Source organism: Prolixibacteraceae bacterium, assembly GCA_019720755.1.
Lineage (GTDB): Bacteria > Bacteroidota > Bacteroidia > Bacteroidales > Prolixibacteraceae > Halosquirtibacter > Halosquirtibacter laminarini.
Genome location: CP081303.1, coordinates 1,358,927 through 1,378,852 on the forward strand (window position 1 = coordinate 1,358,927; position 19,926 = coordinate 1,378,852).

14 protein-coding genes are annotated in these 19,926 nt (G+C 35.4%); 12 read left to right on the plus strand and 2 right to left on the minus strand.

The window, feature by feature from the left end:
* Positions 1–370 precede the first annotated feature (370 nt).
* The 8 genes from K4L44_05540 to K4L44_05575 all read left to right on the plus strand — a co-directional run bounded on the left by K4L44_05540 (position 371) and on the right by K4L44_05575 (position 13,736).
* Positions 371–628 (plus strand): hypothetical protein, encoded by a 258-nt coding sequence (locus tag K4L44_05540; protein ID QZE15297.1) that lies wholly within the window; start codon positions 371–373, stop codon positions 626–628.
* A gap of 387 nt (positions 629–1,015) precedes the next feature.
* On the plus strand, positions 1,016–1,945 hold the full coding sequence (locus tag K4L44_05545; GenBank protein ID QZE15298.1) for an ISAzo13 family transposase: 930 nt from the start codon (positions 1,016–1,018) through the stop codon (positions 1,943–1,945).
* An 8-nt stretch (positions 1,946–1,953) separates the two neighbouring features.
* Positions 1,954–2,199, plus strand: a complete 246-nt coding sequence (locus K4L44_05550) for a transposase (GenBank protein ID QZE15299.1) — start codon at positions 1,954–1,956, stop codon at positions 2,197–2,199.
* Positions 2,200–3,843: 1,644 nt separating this feature from the next.
* The gene (locus K4L44_05555; GenBank protein ID QZE15300.1) at positions 3,844–6,999 is read left to right on the plus strand and encodes a TonB-dependent receptor; all 3,156 of its coding nucleotides are present in this window, start codon (positions 3,844–3,846) and stop codon (positions 6,997–6,999) included.
* Positions 7,000–7,010: 11 nt separating this feature from the next.
* Complete coding sequence (locus tag K4L44_05560) at positions 7,011–8,912, plus strand: RagB/SusD family nutrient uptake outer membrane protein (GenBank protein ID QZE15301.1); 1,902 nt, start codon at positions 7,011–7,013, stop codon at positions 8,910–8,912.
* Between the two features lie 5 nt (positions 8,913–8,917).
* A complete protein-coding gene (locus tag K4L44_05565) occupies positions 8,918–10,102 on the plus strand; it encodes a DUF4959 domain-containing protein (GenBank protein QZE15302.1) in 1,185 nt (394 codons plus the stop codon).
* Positions 10,103–10,112: 10 nt separating this feature from the next.
* Entirely contained in the window at positions 10,113–10,793 is a 681-nt protein-coding gene (locus K4L44_05570; GenBank protein ID QZE15303.1) for a DUF4998 domain-containing protein, read from the plus strand.
* A 75-nt stretch (positions 10,794–10,868) separates the two neighbouring features.
* Positions 10,869–13,736: a M60 family metallopeptidase gene (locus K4L44_05575; GenBank protein ID QZE15304.1), complete on the plus strand. Its 2,868-nt coding sequence runs from the start codon at positions 10,869–10,871 to the stop codon at positions 13,734–13,736.
* 416 nt (positions 13,737–14,152) lie between these two features.
* Here the strand turns inward: K4L44_05575 and K4L44_05580 are convergent, their stop codons facing one another.
* Together K4L44_05580 and K4L44_05585 are read right to left on the minus strand one after the other, a co-directional pair.
* Entirely contained in the window at positions 14,153–15,067 is a 915-nt protein-coding gene (locus K4L44_05580) for an IS3 family transposase (GenBank protein ID QZE15956.1), read from the minus strand.
* A complete protein-coding gene (locus tag K4L44_05585; GenBank protein ID QZE15305.1) occupies positions 15,010–15,327 on the minus strand; it encodes a transposase in 318 nt (105 codons plus the stop codon). Before K4L44_05585 ends, K4L44_05580 begins: the two co-directional genes overlap by 58 nt.
* Before the next feature lie 474 nt (positions 15,328–15,801).
* On the opposite strand from K4L44_05585, the gene K4L44_05590 reads away from it, so the two are divergent.
* The 4 genes from K4L44_05590 (at position 15,802) to K4L44_05605 (ending at position 19,915) form a co-directional block, all read left to right on the plus strand.
* Positions 15,802–16,797, plus strand: a complete 996-nt coding sequence (locus tag K4L44_05590) for a MoxR family ATPase (protein QZE15306.1) — start codon at positions 15,802–15,804, stop codon at positions 16,795–16,797.
* A gap of 106 nt (positions 16,798–16,903) precedes the next feature.
* Positions 16,904–17,776, plus strand: coding sequence for a DUF58 domain-containing protein (locus K4L44_05595; protein ID QZE15307.1), 873 nt, complete (start codon positions 16,904–16,906; stop codon positions 17,774–17,776).
* A gap of 60 nt (positions 17,777–17,836) precedes the next feature.
* Positions 17,837–18,916, plus strand: a complete 1,080-nt coding sequence (locus K4L44_05600) for a hypothetical protein (protein ID QZE15308.1) — start codon at positions 17,837–17,839, stop codon at positions 18,914–18,916.
* A 6-nt stretch (positions 18,917–18,922) separates the two neighbouring features.
* On the plus strand, positions 18,923–19,915 hold the full coding sequence (locus K4L44_05605; GenBank protein ID QZE15957.1) for a VWA domain-containing protein: 993 nt from the start codon (positions 18,923–18,925) through the stop codon (positions 19,913–19,915).
* The last annotated feature ends 11 nt before the right edge of the window (positions 19,916–19,926 follow it).

The window sequence follows — 19,926 nt, forward strand, 5'->3', positions numbered from 1 at the left end:
TATATCTGTCTTTTAATTTATAGACATTTATTTTGAAGGTGATCAAGTATCACCTTCTTCTATTTATGTCTATAGGGGGTAAAGGCTATAGTTATATACTGGGGTAATATGTCGAAGGATGATTATATTTACATTTTTAGTTCCGTGTGCTTGCATCGCTTGATATTGTCTCAATAAACTAAATATACCGAAAGGATACCTAAAATCACGTAAGCCTATATGAACAAACGATCTTTTTAGTCCCTTCCACATAGTGAAAAGAGAACTTTCTTTTATTAAAATCAACAAGAGGGGCTCTTTAAGAGGTTGAAAACGATCTAAACTCATACACCTCGTAGGTTAAGAATATTGTTTATTTAAATTATTTGTCATGACCAACTTCAGGATTATAGTCTCGTCAATATTGTCTTTCTTTGCATTGTATTCATGCTCGCCATCAAAATCTATCGAAAATCATAAGGATAAGGATTTAGTGGTTATATCAAAGAAAAGAGATACTACCTTTTTTGTTTCTCATATCTATTCTGATACCAAACTAGGAGAGCTTTTTTATAAGAATAAAGAGGGCGATCTTATTCAAGTCAGTCATGAAAAGCAGAGTATCTCTTCTATTTTATTTGATAAGTGAAGCAATTTCTATAAACTATACCAGTTAAGTAGACCAAAATTTGTTCATTTTATGTAATTTTACATATTATATTGAATTAAAATAAGACTACAAATTGGCAAGACGAAAGATTTTTTACGACCCTCGAACCACGACAAATAAATTGGCTTACTATAAAAGTCTGAATGAAAAGTAGAAGCGTCATTTTTTAGCATATGAATACCTAAGTTTAGGTTATGGAAGTCAACGCTACTTAGCTGAGGTTTTTCGATGTGGTCGTCAAACGATATTGTCTGGAGTGAAGGAAGTTGAGTCTGAAGATTTTAATCCCCAACACAAAAGAATTCGAAAAGCTGGAGGAGGTAGAAAAAAAAAGAAGATGAACTAGAAGGTCTTACACATAAGATTTTGTCTTATGTTGCAGATCATATGGCAGGAAGTCCAACGGACCCAAATGTAAAATGGACTCATCTTCGACCTTGTGATATTGCAACGTTTATTCTAATGAAATATGACATAACACTGTCTAATGGGCAGATTAAAAGAATATTAAAAAACAACGGTTACTGTCGCCGCAAACCTAGTAAATCGATAAGTACTGGTGAAAGTAAAAATAGAGAAGAACAATTTCATGTCATACGAGTTTTAATGTTGCTGTTTACCAACATGCCACACAATCCAATCATAAGTATAGACACTAAGAAAAAAGAAGTCCTCGGGCAATTAACAAGAGATCAAGGAGTATTATGCAAAAAAGAAGGAACTCCGAAGGTTTATGATCATGACTATTCATATTTAACAACAGGTAAAGCTATTCCACATGGTATTTATGATATAAAACACAACAATGATTATATGTCTATAGGAGACTCGCATGAAACCGCGGAGTTTGTCATTGAGAATTTATTGTGGTGGTGGAACAACTTTGGAGTTTACAATTATCCTGAGGCTACACAGATATTGATACTTTGCGATTGCGGTGGAGCCAATGGATATAGGCATCACTTATTCAAAGTACTGTTGCAAGCACTTGCGGCTAAGATCGGACTGAAAATATCGATAGTGCACTATCCGCCATATTGTTCTAAATATAATCCGATTGAGAGATTGTTATTCTCACAAGTACATAGAAGTTTAAAGGACACTTTATTGACAGATGTTAATCAAGTAGCGGATTTGATTGGAAAAACAATAACGAAACAAGGACTTATAGTTCAAGTTAGAGTAGTAGTAAAACAATATCAGACAGGTAAAAGATCTTCTAAGGAAGACATAGCTGTCAAGAAGATCCTTTACAATAAAAAATTGCCTGATTTATCATATACGATTCTACCTTAAAATGGTCTTTGTTATTTTATTTCTTTCACTTAGAGTATTACGAAGTTCCTTTTGACAACAATGCATCCGAAAGGTCAATACGTAATATTAAAATAAAACAAAAAGTATCTGCAGGTTATCGAACAGAAGAAGGAGCCCAAAGGTATGCCATGTTACGCTCTATTGTTGATACACTTAAAAAACAAGGAAAGAGTGTAGTGAGAATGATTGCTCATTGGTTATCTCAAAACCATCTTAAGGTCAGTTGGCAATAAAATAATTTACGGATTATATATTTTCTGAACCTCCATTCTTTAGCGAATGGAGGCTAAACTATAAATGAAGCTGAGTAGTTACAAATTATATTCTAACCACTTGTCAAATAGACGTGATACTGTAATGACAAATATTCCCATTATCCTTGAAATATCAACTATAGAATAGTGACTATTGGACAGTAATAGGCAATGTGAACGCATTCTTTCCACCTTGTTGTCTGAATGTTCATATAGAGCAGTTAGTTTTAGAACTGCATCCTGTGTTAACTTTATATATCGCATGTCTCAAAGAAACAACATCTATTTTAATCATGAAAAAAAACTATCTGTAATTATGTGGACTTACTTAGGCAATGTGAACGCATTCTTTCCACCTTGTTGTCTGAATATTCATATAGAGCAGTTAGTTTTAGAACTGCATCCTGTGTTAACTTTATATATCGCATGTCCCAAAGAAACAACATCTATTTTAATCATGAAAAAAACTATCTGTAATTATGTGGACTTACTTAGTCGAAAAAATACGACTTCATATACGTGAGTAGCCGAACGGATATTTCTCGTTTAAGTTTGTTCCACAATACAATGATCTCTCTTTGAGGTAGAGCCTTTTCAATGTTGTCATTTTTATTGTATTGCGATATTCTTAAATTAAATTTCTTAGTTCATAGGTTTGTCTTAAACCTACATGTTATTATGGAGTGATGATTGAAAATAGGAATATATTGCCAAAGGTATAGGACTTCATTCCTAATAATGGCATGTTGGATAATTGGCTAGTATTGTGTTAATTAAGTTAGGTTTATGTTAATTTATATTGAAATAGAGTTGAATATGATGTTTGTCATGTTTTGAATAGAAGTATATTATTAATTTGCATCATATAGTTAAATAAGTAGTTTGACTATGAAATCTGTAAAACAACCAAAACACTCAACTAGCCATGAAACTGAATACCTGTAAAACGCACCCTTTCATACTTCATAAGTATGACTTCCTTCTTGGATATCATATTGATACTTACATTTCACAATAGATACTTATTCTGAATTACTATGACTGATCATATATCCTAAGTGATATGAGTTATGTTTTAAGTTATTGTTTAGATTTTATTACTCTTTCTTGAAATTTTGTTTATGCGAGAACAAGGTACTTGAGAGATTAAAAATAATAACTATTGAAACATCTACGGCTGTCTATGTTCAAGCAGATCGTGTAACCTTTCTATTTCTTGAAAAAGAGAAATAGAGTTGAATAAATCTAATGATGGAGATATGTCTAATAGAACAGACCTATGGGCTCTATTTGTCATACAATCATTAGAACAGATCTATAGATTTTATTTGTCATACAATCATATGTTTAAAAAAAAGAGTGAAGTGTCGGCAAACACTTCACTTAAATGTTCAAATATGTTAAACCAATTCAACAATTTTTGAAAATATATACAAAGTTAATGATAATATATTATTTAAAGTGTTATATGTTTCTTAAAGTGCATAAAGAAAGGAGGTAATAAAAAAAAAGAGAGTCTTTTTTGATCTTATGATAGCGGCAACTAGACTAAGATTCCTTATAGTAAGATCATAATTAATGATCTAAAACAACAAATAGTTAAACCAATTTATTAATTTACTTATGAGTAGCAAAGTAGGGATATTATTTCTATTTGTGAGCTTACTGGTACCTCATGTATTTGCCAGTAATCCTCCTGTAGAAATCCACACCTCTATCAATCAATCACAAAAAAAGAGTATTAAAGGGGTTGTTAGAGATGAAAATGGAGAAACACTTCCTGGAGCAAACGTAACTATTAAAGGAAGTACATCAGGTGTAATTACAGGACTAGATGGAACTTTTGAGATGTTGGTAAATCCAACTGACATCATTAAGATATCCTATATCGGATATGAAGTAAAAGAGCTAAAAGTCGAAAATAGAGTTAATTTTGATGTAACCTTAAAGAGTGACCAGAATGAGATTGAAGAGGTTACCATTGTCGCATTTGGTAAGCAAAAGAAAGAGAGTGTTATCGCCTCTATTGAAACTGTAGATACCAAAGAGTTAAAAGTACCATCGAGTAACTTGACCACAGCATTGGCAGGACGTATGTCTGGAGTTATTTCATATCAAAGAAGCGGTGAGCCAGGACAGGATAATGCCTCTTTTTTCGTACGAGGAATTTCCACTTTTGGAACAAATAATAATCCATTAATTCTTATCGATAATGTAGAGTCTACTACCACAGAGCTTTCATCATTAAACCCAGATGATATTGCAAGTTTTTCAGTGATGAAAGATGCAACTGCAGCAGCTCTTTATGGGTCACGAGGAGCAAATGGTGTTTTATTAATTAAGACAAAAGAGGGTCGAGTTGGAAAGGTTTCAGTATCCTTTAGAGCAGAGACTTCTATCTCTCAACCAACCTTTGACTTAGACTTAGTTGATCCTGTTACATTTATGGAACAGTATAATGCAACATCGATGTCTCGTTCTCCGAACACAAAACTTCCTTTTGCACCTGAGAAAATTCACTTCACGAAGAAGAATGTGAATCCATATGTTTACCCTGCTGTTGATTGGAGGGATATGATGTTTGATAAGCAAACAGTGAACCAAAGGTACAATATGAATGTGACAGGTGGAGGGAAGTTTGCAAAATACTTCTTGGCAGCCTCTCTTACAGATGATAATGGTAACTTGAAGATGGATAAACGTAACAACTTCAATAGTAATATCAACCTAAAGAAGTATCAAGTTAGATCCAATGTAAACTTCAATTTTTCTGATAATACCAAAGGAGCCATTAAGATTACGGGACAATTCGATGATTATATCGGACCTGTAGATGGTGGTAGTTCATTATATAATCAGGCTTTGGATGCCTCTCCTGTACTTTTTCCTGCATTTTATGCCCCAGATGAAGCAAACAAGTATACAAACCATGTACTGTTTGGTAATTTTGAGGAAAATGCTACTTATCGAAACCCTTATGCACAGATGGTGCGAGGGTATAAAGAGTATAGTAGAACTAATATTAACTTTCAAGCTGAGTTATCTCATGAATTTGATTTTATAAAAGGTTTGAAGTGGCGGGCTTTAGCAAACACAACGAGACGTTCCTATTTTGATGTTATTCGTAAATACAACCCTTACTTTTATAGTGTCGGGAATTATGATATTATGAATGATACATATGTCTTGAATAACTTAAATCCAACCGAAGGTACAGAGTACTTATCTTATTCAGAAGAGGGAAAGTCCATGGAAACTACCATGTATTTTGAGACTGCTTTGAATTATGATAAGACAATAAATGAAAAACATAATTTTGGGTCCATGTTGGTGTTTACAATGCAAAGTCGATTAAAAGCCTTCACTGGAAATATTCAACAATCTTTGGCATATAGAAATACTGGATTAGCTGGTCGATTTACTTACAATTATGATTCGAAATATCTTTTAGAGCTTAACTTCGGATATAACGGTTCAGAGCGTTTTGCCGAGAAAAATAGATTTGGATTTTTTCCTTCTGCAGGTTTAGGATGGAATGTTTCTAAGGAGGCATTTTATAAAAATAATGGAATATCCAATGTAATTGACAAACTTAAGCTTAAGGGTACCTATGGTCTGGTAGGTAATGATAATATAAGTGGAAGTGCAGAGGATCGATTCTTTTATCTTGCGAATGTTAATATGAATTCAAGTGGATTTGGTGCATCTTTTGGAAATCGCTTTGGAGAGTATGCAGATGGTGTTGAAATATTAAGGTATCCAAACCATGATATTACTTGGGAGATTGCTGAAAAGATGGATCTTGGAGTTGAGTTTTCTCTTTTTAAATCGATCACCTTTGTTATAGATTACTTCCAAGAGAATAGATCTAATATTTTGATGAAAAGAAATATTCCTTCGACAATGGGATTACAAGCCAACGTGAAGAGTAATGCTGGGGAAGCAGAAAGTAGTGGTATTGATGCTTCGATGGATATTAATCACTCTTTTAATAAGAATTTTTGGATCTCTGGTCGTGGTAATTTTACTTATGCTACAGGAACATTTACAAAGTATGAAGAGCCTGCCTATCCAGATACTCCGTGGAGATCTCATGAAGGGATGAAATTAGGACAGCAGTATGGTTTAATTGCAGAGCGACTGTTTGTTGATGAGGCAGATGTAAAGAACTCTCCAGTGCAACAGTTTGGTGATTATGGTGCTGGTGATATAAAATATAAAGATTTGAATAATGATGGAATTATCAGTAATCTCGATAAAACAGCCATTGGATTGCCAACCACTCCTGAGATTGTTTATGGTGCAGGAATTTCATTAGGGCTGTATAATTTTGATTTTTCTTGTTTCTTCCAAGGATCTGCAAGATCTTCATTTTGGATTGATTACAATAATACCGCACCTTTTATTTCAGATGGAGATAATAAGGGACAAAGAGGATTGCTTCAAGCTTATATGGATGACCATTGGACAGAAGAGAATAGAGATATATATGCTCTTTTTCCTCGTTTTGATGATGGATCTAATACCAACAATGGACAAACTAGTACTTGGTTTATGAGAGATGGATCATTCTTGAGACTTAAAAGTTTAGAGTTTGGATATACGTTCCCTAAAAACTTCACAAAGTCTGTCGGTATCACAAACTTTAGGGTCTACTATAGTGGATCAAACTTAGCTTATTGGAGTGAATTCGATCTTTGGGATACTGAGATGGGAGGTTCTGGATTCAAATACCCATTACAGAAAGTGCATAATATTGGAGTTCAACTATCTTTCTAATTTAATGAACAATGAAATATACAATTAATATAATTAGTGTCGCATTGCTACTGCTAATAAGTAGTTGTAAGGATTATCTAGACATTGTGCCAGATAATTTAGCAACTATTGATAATGCATTTCAAACGAAATATGATGCCCAAAGATTTCTATATACTTGTTACTCCTTCTTGCCTAGGTCTGGTCAAGTAAATGAAGATCCTGCTTTGCTTTGTGGAGATGAAGTTTGGATGAATGACTTAGTAACACAAAGAGGTAATCAAGTTGCAAGAGGATATCTTTCTGCGATAAATCCTGAGTATAATTTCTGGGATGGTGTCAATGGAGGAAAAGGCTTATTTGTGGCTATTCGTGATTGTCATATCTTTTATGATAAAATAGGGATGGTAGAGGAGTTATCATCCAAAGAACGTGATGAATGGATTGCAGAGGTCAAGTTTTTGGAAGCATACTATAATTGGTATCTCGTAAGAATGTATGGACCTATACCAATCATTGATGATAATCATCCTGTTGGAATAGATTTAAAAGAGACTTATGTTAAAAGACAGAATGTTGACAAATGTTTTGCACATATTGTCTCTTTAATTGACGAAGCAATTCAAAAGTTGCCTTCTATTAGAAGAAATGAAGGTGAAGAGTATGGTAGAATTACCAAATCGATAGCTTTAGCTATTAAGGCAAGAATTCTAACTACTTATGCGAGTCCTCTTTTCAACGGGAATATTGACTATACTGAACTACAGAATAAAGATGGCGAGAAACTTTTCCCTTCTTCCTATGATGAGACGCGATGGGAAGTTGCAGCGACTGCTTGTAAAGCCGCTATTGATGAGTGTGAAGCTGCAAGCCTACGACTATATAATATGGGAGATTATATCTCTAAATATCCTCTTTCTGATTTTACGATGAGAAAAATGATGATGAGAAACATCATTATGGATAATGCAAATCCAGAGTTCATTTGGGGGAATACACTTTCGAATGTGAATGACTTGCAGAATCAAGCTTCTCCAAAATTCTTTTCTGTTCAAAACTATTGGATGTCAAATCGATATTCGGTAACGATGCGTATTGTAGATCAATTCTATAGTAAAAATGGAGTCCCTATCTCTGAAGATATTGATTATGAGTACTCTACCCGATTTGATTTAACTGATGTCGATGCTTCAGATTATCTTTTCTCAAAACCTAATGCTACAACAGCAAAAATCAATTTAAATAGAGAGAATCGTTTCTACTCAACTTTGGGTTTTAATAGAGGTAATTGGTTTGGAAATGGAAAAACAACAGACGATACAGACACATGGTATATTGAGGGAATGTTAGGAGAGGCTTCTTCTGTTAGTAATGCGAGTGCATATAATACTACAGGGTATTGGGCTAAGAAACTAATAAGCCCAGAAAATGAATTGAATACTGATGGTAGTTATACTAGAACACGATATGCTTTTCCAATTATGAGAATGGCAGATCTCTATCTTCTTTATGCCGAAACATTAAATGAATCATCTGGACCTTCTGCAGAAGTGTATAAATATATCGATATGATTAGAAGCAGAGCAGGTCTTGAAGGGGTAGTTGAGTCATGGGGAAAGTATAGTAAAATACCTTCTAAACCTACGACAAAAACAGGTCTTCGCGAGATTGTTCATCAAGAAAGAGAAATTGAATTGGCATTAGAGGGAAGACGTTTTTGGGACTTGCGTCGATGGAAAGAGTGTGAGTCATTAATGAACAATAAAGTGATTAAAGGGTGGAATGTTCTCTCTCCTAATGGGGATGAAGGATACTATACTTTGACTAATTTATACCAACAAAGTTTCACTATTAAAGACTATTTCTGGCCTATACGTGAAGGAAACTTGAATATAAACCCTAATCTTGTTCAAAATATAGGATGGAAAAATTAAGTAACATGAAACGATTTACTATATACATACTATTAATAACTTTTCTACTTGTTTCTTGTGGAGAAAAGTTTGAATCGAAGCCATTAAAAGTGGATGGTACACCTCCTAGTAAAATTACTTCTGTCATTGAGGTGATCAATAAACATGGAGGAGCAACAATTAAATATACGCTTCCAGCCCTGAATGATTTACAGTATGTGGAGGCAAAATATGTATCCAAAGGAGAGGTGAAATCTCAAAAAGTATCCGCTTTTGAAAATGAAATTGAGATTAAAGGTTTGTCTCTAGAAGATGTTGGCGAACAGGATGTGGAACTTTATATAGTGGACAAAGGGGAGAATCGATCGGAACCTGTGACTGCAAAAATATCTCCAACAACACCTCACTATATCAATATCTTTAAGTCAATTACTAGTTTTGAAGATTTTGGTGGTGCATTATTTAAATGGAGTAATCCGGATAGCATTCCTGTTTATATTGATTTTATGATTAGAGATGAAGAAGGAGTGCTAAGCTCAAAATCCTTGTTGTCGACAAGCTCTCCAGAAGGTACATATAATGTAAGAGGGTTAGATCCTGTTGCACGTGATTTCGCTGCTGTAGTCATGGACAGGTACAAGAATATTTCGGATACATTCAAGATTAATTTGACTCCATTAGAAGAAATGCAATTCCCGAATGAAGAATTGGGTTATTTAGAACTAAATAATGATGTTGCTTGGGATGCATGGGAAGGAGATTGGAGTCATTTGTTTGATGGCAATTTACAAAATGTTCTACATACTAGAGGTGGTGAAGGATGGCCAGTATCTTTAACATTGGATCTAGGTAAAGAGAGAAAAATCAGTCGTTTTAAGATTTGGCAACGACAAGATCAAAGTCATTTTGCATATACCCATGGTAATCCAAAATCTTTTGTTATTTATGGTACCAATCAAACACCATCACAAAGTGGGGATTGGGATGAGTGGACTGAGATCATGGACTTCACGATTAAAAAATCATCAGGATTACCTCTTGGTCAAGAAAATGCTGAAGATATGAAAGTTTGGAGTGATGGACATGATGTTCCTTTTAAAGCGGACGTGCCAAAGTATCGTTATATACGATTAAAATTTACTGAAACTTGGGATGGTGCTACCTATGTCGGAATGGGAGACATGGCATTTTATGGTTCACCTGAAAAATAGATAAATAGATATGAAAAAATATATATATATCATAGCTTTATTTCTTTCATTGTGGGGTGTCACATCGTGCGATGATGCTTATAGTTCGTATGAAGACTTTATTCAAGATGGAGAACAGTCATATTCTCCTGTGATTGATTCCTTAGATGTATTCTCAGGAAATGAAAGAATAAAAATTGTTGCTGGATTTAATAATGCCCCCAATGTAAAAGCTCTTAAAGTAACATGGAAGAGTGGAGACAGTATTCGCATTATGGATATTGAAAACAAAGGAATTGGGGAGCAATATTATGATGTAATACTAGATAACTTTCCAGAAGGAATATATCTTATGCGTATTGCAAGTGTAGATAAGTTTGATAATACTTCTCTGACACAACTGTTTTCGGTAAGAACCTATGGCGATTTTTATATTTCGAACTTAAAAAACCGTAAAATTGATAGCAAGTCATTGAATGGAAACACTTTAGTGTTGAATTGGAAGTTACCTGAACAATACACTGAAAAAACAGTGATCTCTTATACAAACACAGAGGGGGATGAGGCGCAGTATACAGTTGATGATGAAGAAAACACTAGTACAATCGAAAATGTTGATGGTAATAGTAAAATTGAATATCAGACTTACTTCAATCCTGAAGGTAAAAGTATCGATCTATTCTCCTCATTGAAAGAATCCATCGAGTTATAGATCTTCACTATAATCCGTTTATACTTGGGGAGGAGAAGGTTTCTCCTCCCTTTTACATTTAATTATTTTATTGTGATGAAAATATATAAAATATTTTTAGCTTTTTTTTTCTTTACAATTGCATGTAAAGAGGAAGAAACATTGGTTCCAACATATTTAGATATTGAAAATAAGTCTGAACAAATATTTTTCTCAGACAATGCGGATAGTAGGCAAGTGATATTTTCTACAAATGCTTCGATTGTTGATGTTTCGTCTTCAGTAGATTGGTGCACTGTTAGTGTATCTAAATCGACTACTCCTGAGCAGAAGGTGTTAAACATAGATATTGCTAATCATGAAAAAAAGGATGAGCGAACATGTAATATTTTTCTAAATGTTGAAGGTATTACAAAAAAGATTAGTATAACTCAGCTTGGTATAACCCCCCAGATTATTATTCCTAATAAAGAATTCAAGGTCAACTATAAAAGCCAAGTTCTGGATGTGCTTGTTTCAGGAAATATTGATCTTAAACTAAAAAATACAGCAGATTGGATTGTAGAAAAAAAGAATAAAGAGAAAGCTGCTTCTTTGGTTGAACATCATTTTCACTTTGAAATTTCGAGAATGGAAACGAATGTAGAATCACGTGCTACGTATATCTATTTCAGTTCAGAGGATAAGTCTGTTAAGGATAGTATTCAGGTGATTCAGGTTGTAAATTTAGATGATAACTACACTCCTTCTAACACCGATATCTTTCCTAAAGACACCAAATTGAAAGTTCTGACTGTTTCATTATCGCCAAGTTCTGACTTTCAGTCAGGATATGAAATAACAAAGGCTATGGATGGAGATTATAGTACCTATTATCATTCAAAGTGGCCTGGAGTACAACCTTCCAATAAGGAGAATCATACTTTTGTCTTTGATATTGAATCCACCTCGTCTAGTGTTTTGAATTACATTGTTTTACACCCTAGGCAGGGTGGTGTGAATGGTATTATTAAAGATGCTACCGTTTGGGCAAAAGGAGGAGAAGATAATACCTTCATTCAAATAGGAGAAGTGCATGCTTCGAACACAAATTCTGCAATAACGATAAAGTTAGAGACTCCTATTGTTGAGCCAATGCAGGTTAAGATTGTCGTTACAGACACCTTCTCTAAAGATGGTGCCTATCATGTCTCATTGGCAGAGGCTGAATTTTTTCAAGCAAGTCATGTTGAATCATTAGAAAATGATATTCAATTTTTTGAGGATGAAACGTTTTCTAAATTGAAGCCAGGGGTGACCATTGATGATATTGAGAATTCATTTATTAAAAATATCGCTCTTTATCTTATAACTGGTCGTTATGATGAAAAATATCGTATCCAGAACTATGAGCCATATCGACCTATTGAATCATTAAAACAGGAGTTAAAGACGAATAATTATTCAGCATTCGAGAACCCTACTGGAATTTTCTTTCAAGAAGACCAAGATATTGTTCTTTTTGTTGGAGAAACTCATGGGGAAGAGATAAGTCTAAAGATTCACAATTTTGGTTCTGAAGGGGGGAGTAGTAGCTATCTGTTGAGCGAAGGGTTTAATTTAATCCAAACAAGAAATAAAGGTAATGGATATATCCAATATTACACCCCAAACTATGAGGATGCGAAAAACATTAAGGTTCATATTGCTTCTGGTAAAATAAATGGTTTGTTTAGAAAAGATCGAGATGACAATACTACTGGAAGTGGGATTTTAGATCATACTACAAGTGAGATCTTAGATATTGTAGGAGATCGTGTTCATCTGGCATTTCCTGTTTCCGAATTGAATAAGTATTGTAGAAATGAAATGCATGATTTAATCGTTCATTATGATAGTATCATTTCCAGTGAGCAAACAATGATGGGGCTAAGGAAATATAAAAGATTGCCTAAAAATCATATGTTTGGACGTGTGGTTTGGAGTGGATATATGTTTGCTGATGGTATGGGAGCTGGATTTCATAATAATACGATGGCTTCTCTTCTAGATGTAAATCAATTGAAAATTCAATCTTGGGGTATAGCCCATGAGTTTGGACATGTGAATCAAGTTCGTCCCGGAATGATGTGGGTTCGTACTGCAGAGGTTACCAATAACATTTACTCCACCTGGGCACAGTATTGTTTTTCACCAAATAATTTAAGATTAGAAAATGAGAATGTCGGAGGAGAAGTTGGTGGACGATGGAATGCTTTTTTACAGAGTGCTTTTATAAATGGAGAAGAGTGGGGACTTCAAGGTGGTCCTGATTTTGCTTACGAAGAGAGAAAAAATGGCTGGGGTGGAGACTTTTTTGTAGCAAATATACCTCTTTGGCAACTTATGTTATATTATCATATTGCAGGCGATGGGAATAGCTGGGGAGTTCAATATCCATTTGCTGATATTTTTGAGAAGTGTCGAGTGGAAGATCAATCCCAATATTCAGAAGGCGAGCTACAAATGAATTTTGTGAGAAACTTCTGTGATGTTGTGAAAGAAGATCTTTCAGATTTCTTTATTTCTTGTGGAATTCTTATACCTGTAGATAAGAAGTTTGAAGATTATAGGCCTTCACGTAAAACAATAACACAGGAGATGGTCGATCAAACGATTGAATATATTCGCAAGTACCAGAAACCAAGTGCTAAAGTGAAATATATCAGTGGAAACTCCATCGATGCTTATAAATATCATAAACGTGTAGAAGGAACATTTAATAATGGTGTTAGTGGAACAACAACTAAAACGATACAGGGTAGTGTTTGGAAAAATATTACTGTTTATGAGACATACCAAGGGGATAGTCTTATTGATATTACTTTAGTTTTTACTGGAGATGTTAATAAAACGTTTACCAAAGTATCTTATCCAAGTGGTGCAACAAGAATAGAGGCTGTAGGTTATGACGGATCACGTACATTGGTATATGGTACACGTTGAATGTCTTAGTTAGAAAATTTTATTTAGTTGTAATAGTGTGATTTTTTTGTTGGTTGTAGTTTCCCTGAGAAACTACAACCTTTTTTGTTTTAGTGTATTAAGTACAATTAATACGAAATTATGTGTCTAAAATATGTTTTGTTTCATTACAACTTGTTCATGTTGAGAATCAGGGCTTGTTCATGAATTGGATAAATAAGAATAGGTCGGTAATTACTCAGGTTCTTTTTGAGTATAATAATCACACAAAAGTTCGAAACACGTTGTTTTAGTAATGATTGTTAATAATAATAGGCCGTATTGTTGATTACTTTATGTTATAATATTTTCTAATTTGTCAAGATTAATGAATCTTTGTAATCATGAGAACAATAGATCGTTTAGAATGGAGATGCAACAAAATATCGGACAATTAATTAAGCCACATTAAAATATTTCTGTTTCCCAAATTCGAGAGGAGTCAAATAACCAAGTGTTGCATGTCTTCTCTGTCTATTGTACCAAATTTCGATGAATTCAATTATGTCTATCTTAGCATGGAAATGAGAGTGGTAGTGTTTATGATCAATCATTTCTGATTTGATAATTTTAAAGAAACTTTCTGCAACTGCATTATCCCAGCAGTTTCCTTTTCTGCTCATACTTTGTTTTATTCGATCTTTAACTAACTCATCTCGGAATACTTTTGCTGTATATTGTACACCTCTGTCGGAATGAAAAATCATACCTGGCTTGTTATCACGGTTTATTTTAGCCATCCTCCATGCTTTAATGATTGTACACTCCGTGGTCATATTATCTGAAAGAGACCATCCTATTACTTTTCGATCAAAAAGGTCTATTACCGTTGTTAAATAAAGCCACCCTTGGTCTGTTGGAACATAAGTTATATCAGAGACCCAAACTTTTGATGGTTCGTCAGGTGAAAACTTTCGATCCAAGTGGTTGTCTGATATTATATTTGAATGATTAGAATCAGTTGTTTGTACCTTATATTTCTTATTTACAATACTTTTAATGGATTCTTTTTTCATTATTCTAGCAACTCTATTTCTTGAAGTAACAACGCCTTGTACTCTTAATTCTGCTGTAATTTTATGACTACCATATCGGTATTTAGATTGTTCGTATATTTCTCGAATACGAATAGTATCCTCCTTTATAGCAATGGATCTAGGAGCTTCTTCTCTTGATAACCAATCATAAAAACCACTTCGACTCACTTGCATAACACGGCACATATCCTCGACAGTAAATTCGTTGTTAAACGTTGCTATAAATTCATATTTGTGCTGTCGCTCTTGGAGAATATGCTCACTGCCTTTTTTAATATATCTCGCTCTATTTGTGTTTTACGAAGTTCTGCCTTTAGTTCAGTAATTTCTTCTTGTTCAGCAGTACGAACAGGATTACCGTTCCCCTTAAAACTATTCTCTTTGAATTGAGTCTGCTCACTAACCCATCGATATACCATTCTTCTATCAAGATCCATATCCGAAGCAACCTCACTTGTTGATTTGCCACTAAGACAGAGGTTAACAACCATTGTCTTGAATTCTTTGTCGTAACGTTTTCTTTTTTTTATTGTCATGTTGTAAAGATAAATGCTTTATCTAATTGTCCGAACAAATGTAGCACATCCAGGAAAGCCGTATGCGGGAAAACCGCACGTACGGATTGATGAGGGGGCTGGAGTGCATCTATTATTGCACTCACAGCTCTACTCTACTGGACATCTCCTTTCTTTTTTTTGATATTCTTAATGTTTTGATATATTTTTTAGGGCTAGTTTTCTGTCTGTTCTTGCTGTTGATACTCCTGAAAAAATGATGTTGTTACATTATGATCCGTTTTAGGAATAATCTTATTATCAGGTTAATGTTGTGGCTTGTAGATATTAAAAGTGTCTATATTTACTGTATGTTAATTGTGTTTTTGCCTAATAGATGGGAACTGTTAAGAGGATGTTAATAGTTCATGGAGGCTTTGTGACTCGTAAAAACAATTGTTAAATTTGTGTAGAAGACAGTCATATATTTGAATACTTATAAAAAATAAATATCATATGAGTCAAGCTGTAGACATTAAGGAGCTGAATGAGAGAATCCAAAGAGAGAGTTCGTTTGTAGATGTTATCTCCAGTGAGATGAACAAAGTGATTGTAGGTCAGGAACATCTGGTTGAATCGCTACTGATTGGTTTGTTATCCGATGGTCATATCTTACTAGAGGGGGTGCCAGGTTTGGCGAAAACTCTTGCGATTAATACCCTGGCAGATATTGTAGATGCAGCATTTGCCAGAATACAGTTTACTCCTGATTTGTTACCTGCCGACCTTCTTGGTACGATGATATATAGTCAGAAAAATGAAGAGTTTGTAATCAAAAAAGGTCCTATCTTTACCAACTTTGTTCTTGCCGATGAGATCAACCGTGCTCCTGCAAAGGTGCAATCGGCACTTCTTGAGGCGATGCAGGAACGACAAGTGACTATTGGAGATCACACCTATACCTTAGATAAGCCTTTTCTAGTAATGGCTACACAAAACCCGATAGAGCAAGAGGGTACTTATCCGTTGCCAGAGGCACAGGTTGACCGTTTTATGCTTAAAGTAATCATTAGCTATCCTAAGAAAGAGGAGGAGAGAGCAATTATCCAAGCCAACTTATTGAAGCAGTTTCCTAAGGCATCGAAGCGTTTAACGCCACAAGATATTCTTTCTGCGAGAGAGGTGGTGAAGGATGTTTATCTAGATGAGAAGGTGCAAAAATATATTGTAGATATTGTTTATGCTACTCGTGAACCAGAACACCACGGATTGGCTGAATATAAAGACATGATTAGTTTTGGCGCTTCGCCTCGTGCTAGTATTAGTTTGGCTAAAGCAGCTCGTGCTTATGCTTTTATTAAGCGTAGAGGGTATGTCATTCCAGAAGATGTTCGTGCTGTATGTCCTGATGTTTTACGCCACCGTATTGGACTGAGTTATGAAGCAGAGGCTAATAATATTACTAGTGAGGAGATCGTATCTGAGATTTTAAATGCAGTGAAAGTCCCATAAGCATAACTTGTAGAGAGATAGGGTGAGATGTGAATCTTGCCCTGACTTGGTTTGTACAAGTAGCGTGGTATCACACAATATTAAATGGTAGATTTTAAATTGGGATATGGAAACTAGCGAGTTACTGAAGAAAGTTCGTAAGATTGAGATTAAGTCAAGAGGACTTTCGAAGAATATTTTTGCGGGGGAGTATCACAGTGCTTTTAAAGGTCGAGGAATGGCCTTTAGTGAGGTGCGTGAGTATCAATTCGGAGACGATGTGCGTAGTATTGATTGGAATGTTACGGCACGATATAATAAACCTTTTATCAAGATATTTGAAGAGGAGCGTGAGTTGACCGTGATGTTGTTAGTCGATGTGAGTGGTTCTCGTGATTTTGGAACTCTAGATCGTTGGAAGCATCATGTGATTACGGAAATCTCTGCGGTTCTCTCTTTTTCAGCCATTGCAAATAATGATAAGATAGGCGTTATCTTTTTTTCTGATAAGATAGAGAAGTTTATTCCGCCACAGAAAGGAAAAAGTCATACCTTGCGTATTATACGTGAGCTAATCGATTTTCAGCCAGAGAGTGAAAAGACCGATATCACATTGGCAGTTCAATATCTAAGTAATGTGATTAAGCGTAGATGTAGTGCCTTTATTATTTCCGATTTTATTGATAATAATCGTGATCTAGAAAAGGCTTTAATGATCGCTAATAAAAAGCATGACTTAGCTGCACTTCGCATCTATGATCGTAGAGAGACGGAGCTTCCTGCTATGGGCTTGGTGAAATTCAAGGATTCAGAGAGTGGAGCGTATGTCTTTGCGGATACTTCTAGTCGTCGCACTCGTAATCACTATAAGCAGATGTGGTATGAGCATGAACAACGAATGGATAGACTTTTTGCTAAGTCTGGTGTCGATTCGGTCTCTATTAACACAGAGGAAGATTTTGTTAAAGCCCTTATTTCATTGTTTCGGAAGAGAGCATAACCAAACGAAATGGTGGCGCTAAGTCACCTTGTAAAGAATCATATTTTTACTCATATATCTATGAATAATTTTAGTAGTAAAATATCTATAGTGATCCTTCTGGTTCTATTTTCTATAGGAGTGAAAGCGCAAGAGGTCCCTACGGTTAGAGCCAAGATTGATAGTTCTAATATAATGTTGGGAGATCAGGTGCATTTGACTTTTGAGTTAGAGAAGCTAGATGGAACTACTGTAGTGTTCCCTCAGTTTGCGGATACTTTAATGCAACATGTAGAGGTTTTAGAAGGTCCAATCTTGGATACTTTAAAACAAGATGAGAAGACGCTATTGCGTGCAGAATATTTGATTACCTCTTTTGATTCGGGGCAATATAAAATTCCTCGTTATCCATTGTTGTTACAACGAGCTGGAAGTACCGATACGCTATATACCCCTTCGGTGATGCTTCAGGTTCATAATATGAAGTTGCAGAAGCAGGATGGAATTGTCGATATTAAGACCCCTTATGAGGCTCCTATCACATTAGCAGAGGTGACGCCTTGGATATTAGGCTTTTTGCTTCTTGTCTCTTTGGTATTGATTATTCTTTATGCTATATATCGATATAAAAATAAGAAACCATTTTTTGCTGGACCTATTGAGCCCGAAGAGCCTTGTGAAATCAAAGCGGCTCGTTTGTTAGAGGAGTTAAAACAACATATTCCTACGGTTCCAGAGGAGGTGAAGCCGTTTTATGTATCACTAACTGATGTGGTACGAGAATATATGTCGAATCGTTTTGGGGTCTCTACCCTAGAGCTTACTACCGACGAGATCATAGATGTGTTGCGATCCGCAGAGAGTACAAAAGGATACCAAGCAGAGTTCAAAATGCTAGAGCCTGTATTGCGATTGGCCGACATGGTGAAGTTTGCTAAGTATATTCCAGAGGAGAGTGAGCATCCTCGACAGCTTTCTGTTTCAATCCAATTTGTGGAGAATACGAAACCTGTTGTAGAGATGATAGAGTCACAGCTTGATGATACCGAAATAGAACTGTCTGATGTCTTTGAGGAGACGAACGATGAGGAGCCACTAGACAGCTTGAGTGAAGAACAAGAGAATTTAGAAAAGTATGGACCCCAAAATAATCAAGAATAGAGCATGATGGATTCCGTTACATTTGCACACCCTAAGGTGTTTTATGGTGCCTTATTACTAATCCCTTATGTGGCTTGGTATTTATGGAAAAGAAATCAGATGTCGGCGAGTTTGAAACTCTCTACGACAAATAGTTTGGCTCAATTGCCTAAATCGTGGAAATATTATGGACGACACTTGGTGCCTATCCTGAATGTCGGGGTGGTTTTGCTTCTTTTGGTCTGTTTGGCTCGTCCCCAGTCTTTTAGAAGTTGGGAGAACTCACAAACCAAAGGAATCGACATCGTGATGGCGATAGATGTTTCAAGTAGTATGTTGGCTCAAGACTTCTCTCCTGATCGTTTGGAGGCCGCAAAAGAGGTGGCTCAGAAGTTTATTGCAGGTAGACCCAATGATCGCATCGGTTTGGTTGTGTTTAGTGGAGAGAGTTTTACGCAATGTCCGTTGACTACCGACCATGCAACCCTTCAGAATTTGTTTCTTAATATAAAGAGTGGAATGATTGAAGATGGTACTGCGATTGGTTCTGGTTTGGCTACTTCTGTTTCTCGTCTGAAAGATAGTAAGGCGAAGAGTAAGGTGATTATTCTTTTGACCGATGGGGCGAATAACCGAGGAGAGATTTCTCCTGAGACTGCAGCTGATATTGCACAGACTTATGGAATAAGGGTCTATACTATTGGAGTGGGAACAGAAGGAATGGCGCCGTATCCTTTTGATACGCCAATGGGAAGACGGATTCAACAGGTTCCTGTAAAGATCGATGAAAAGACATTGGAGGCGATCTCTGATAAAACCGATGGGCAATATTTTCGTGCCACAGATAATGAGAGCTTGAAACAGGTGTATCAAGAGATTGACAAACTAGAGACGTCGAAGATAGAGGTGAAGAAATATAGTAAGAAGAATGAGGAGTTTGGGCGTTATGCTTTGGCTGCTTTGGTTTTACTTCTTTGTTCTGTACTGCTTCGCAATACGATCTTTAGAAACGTCCCTTAATTAACATTAAA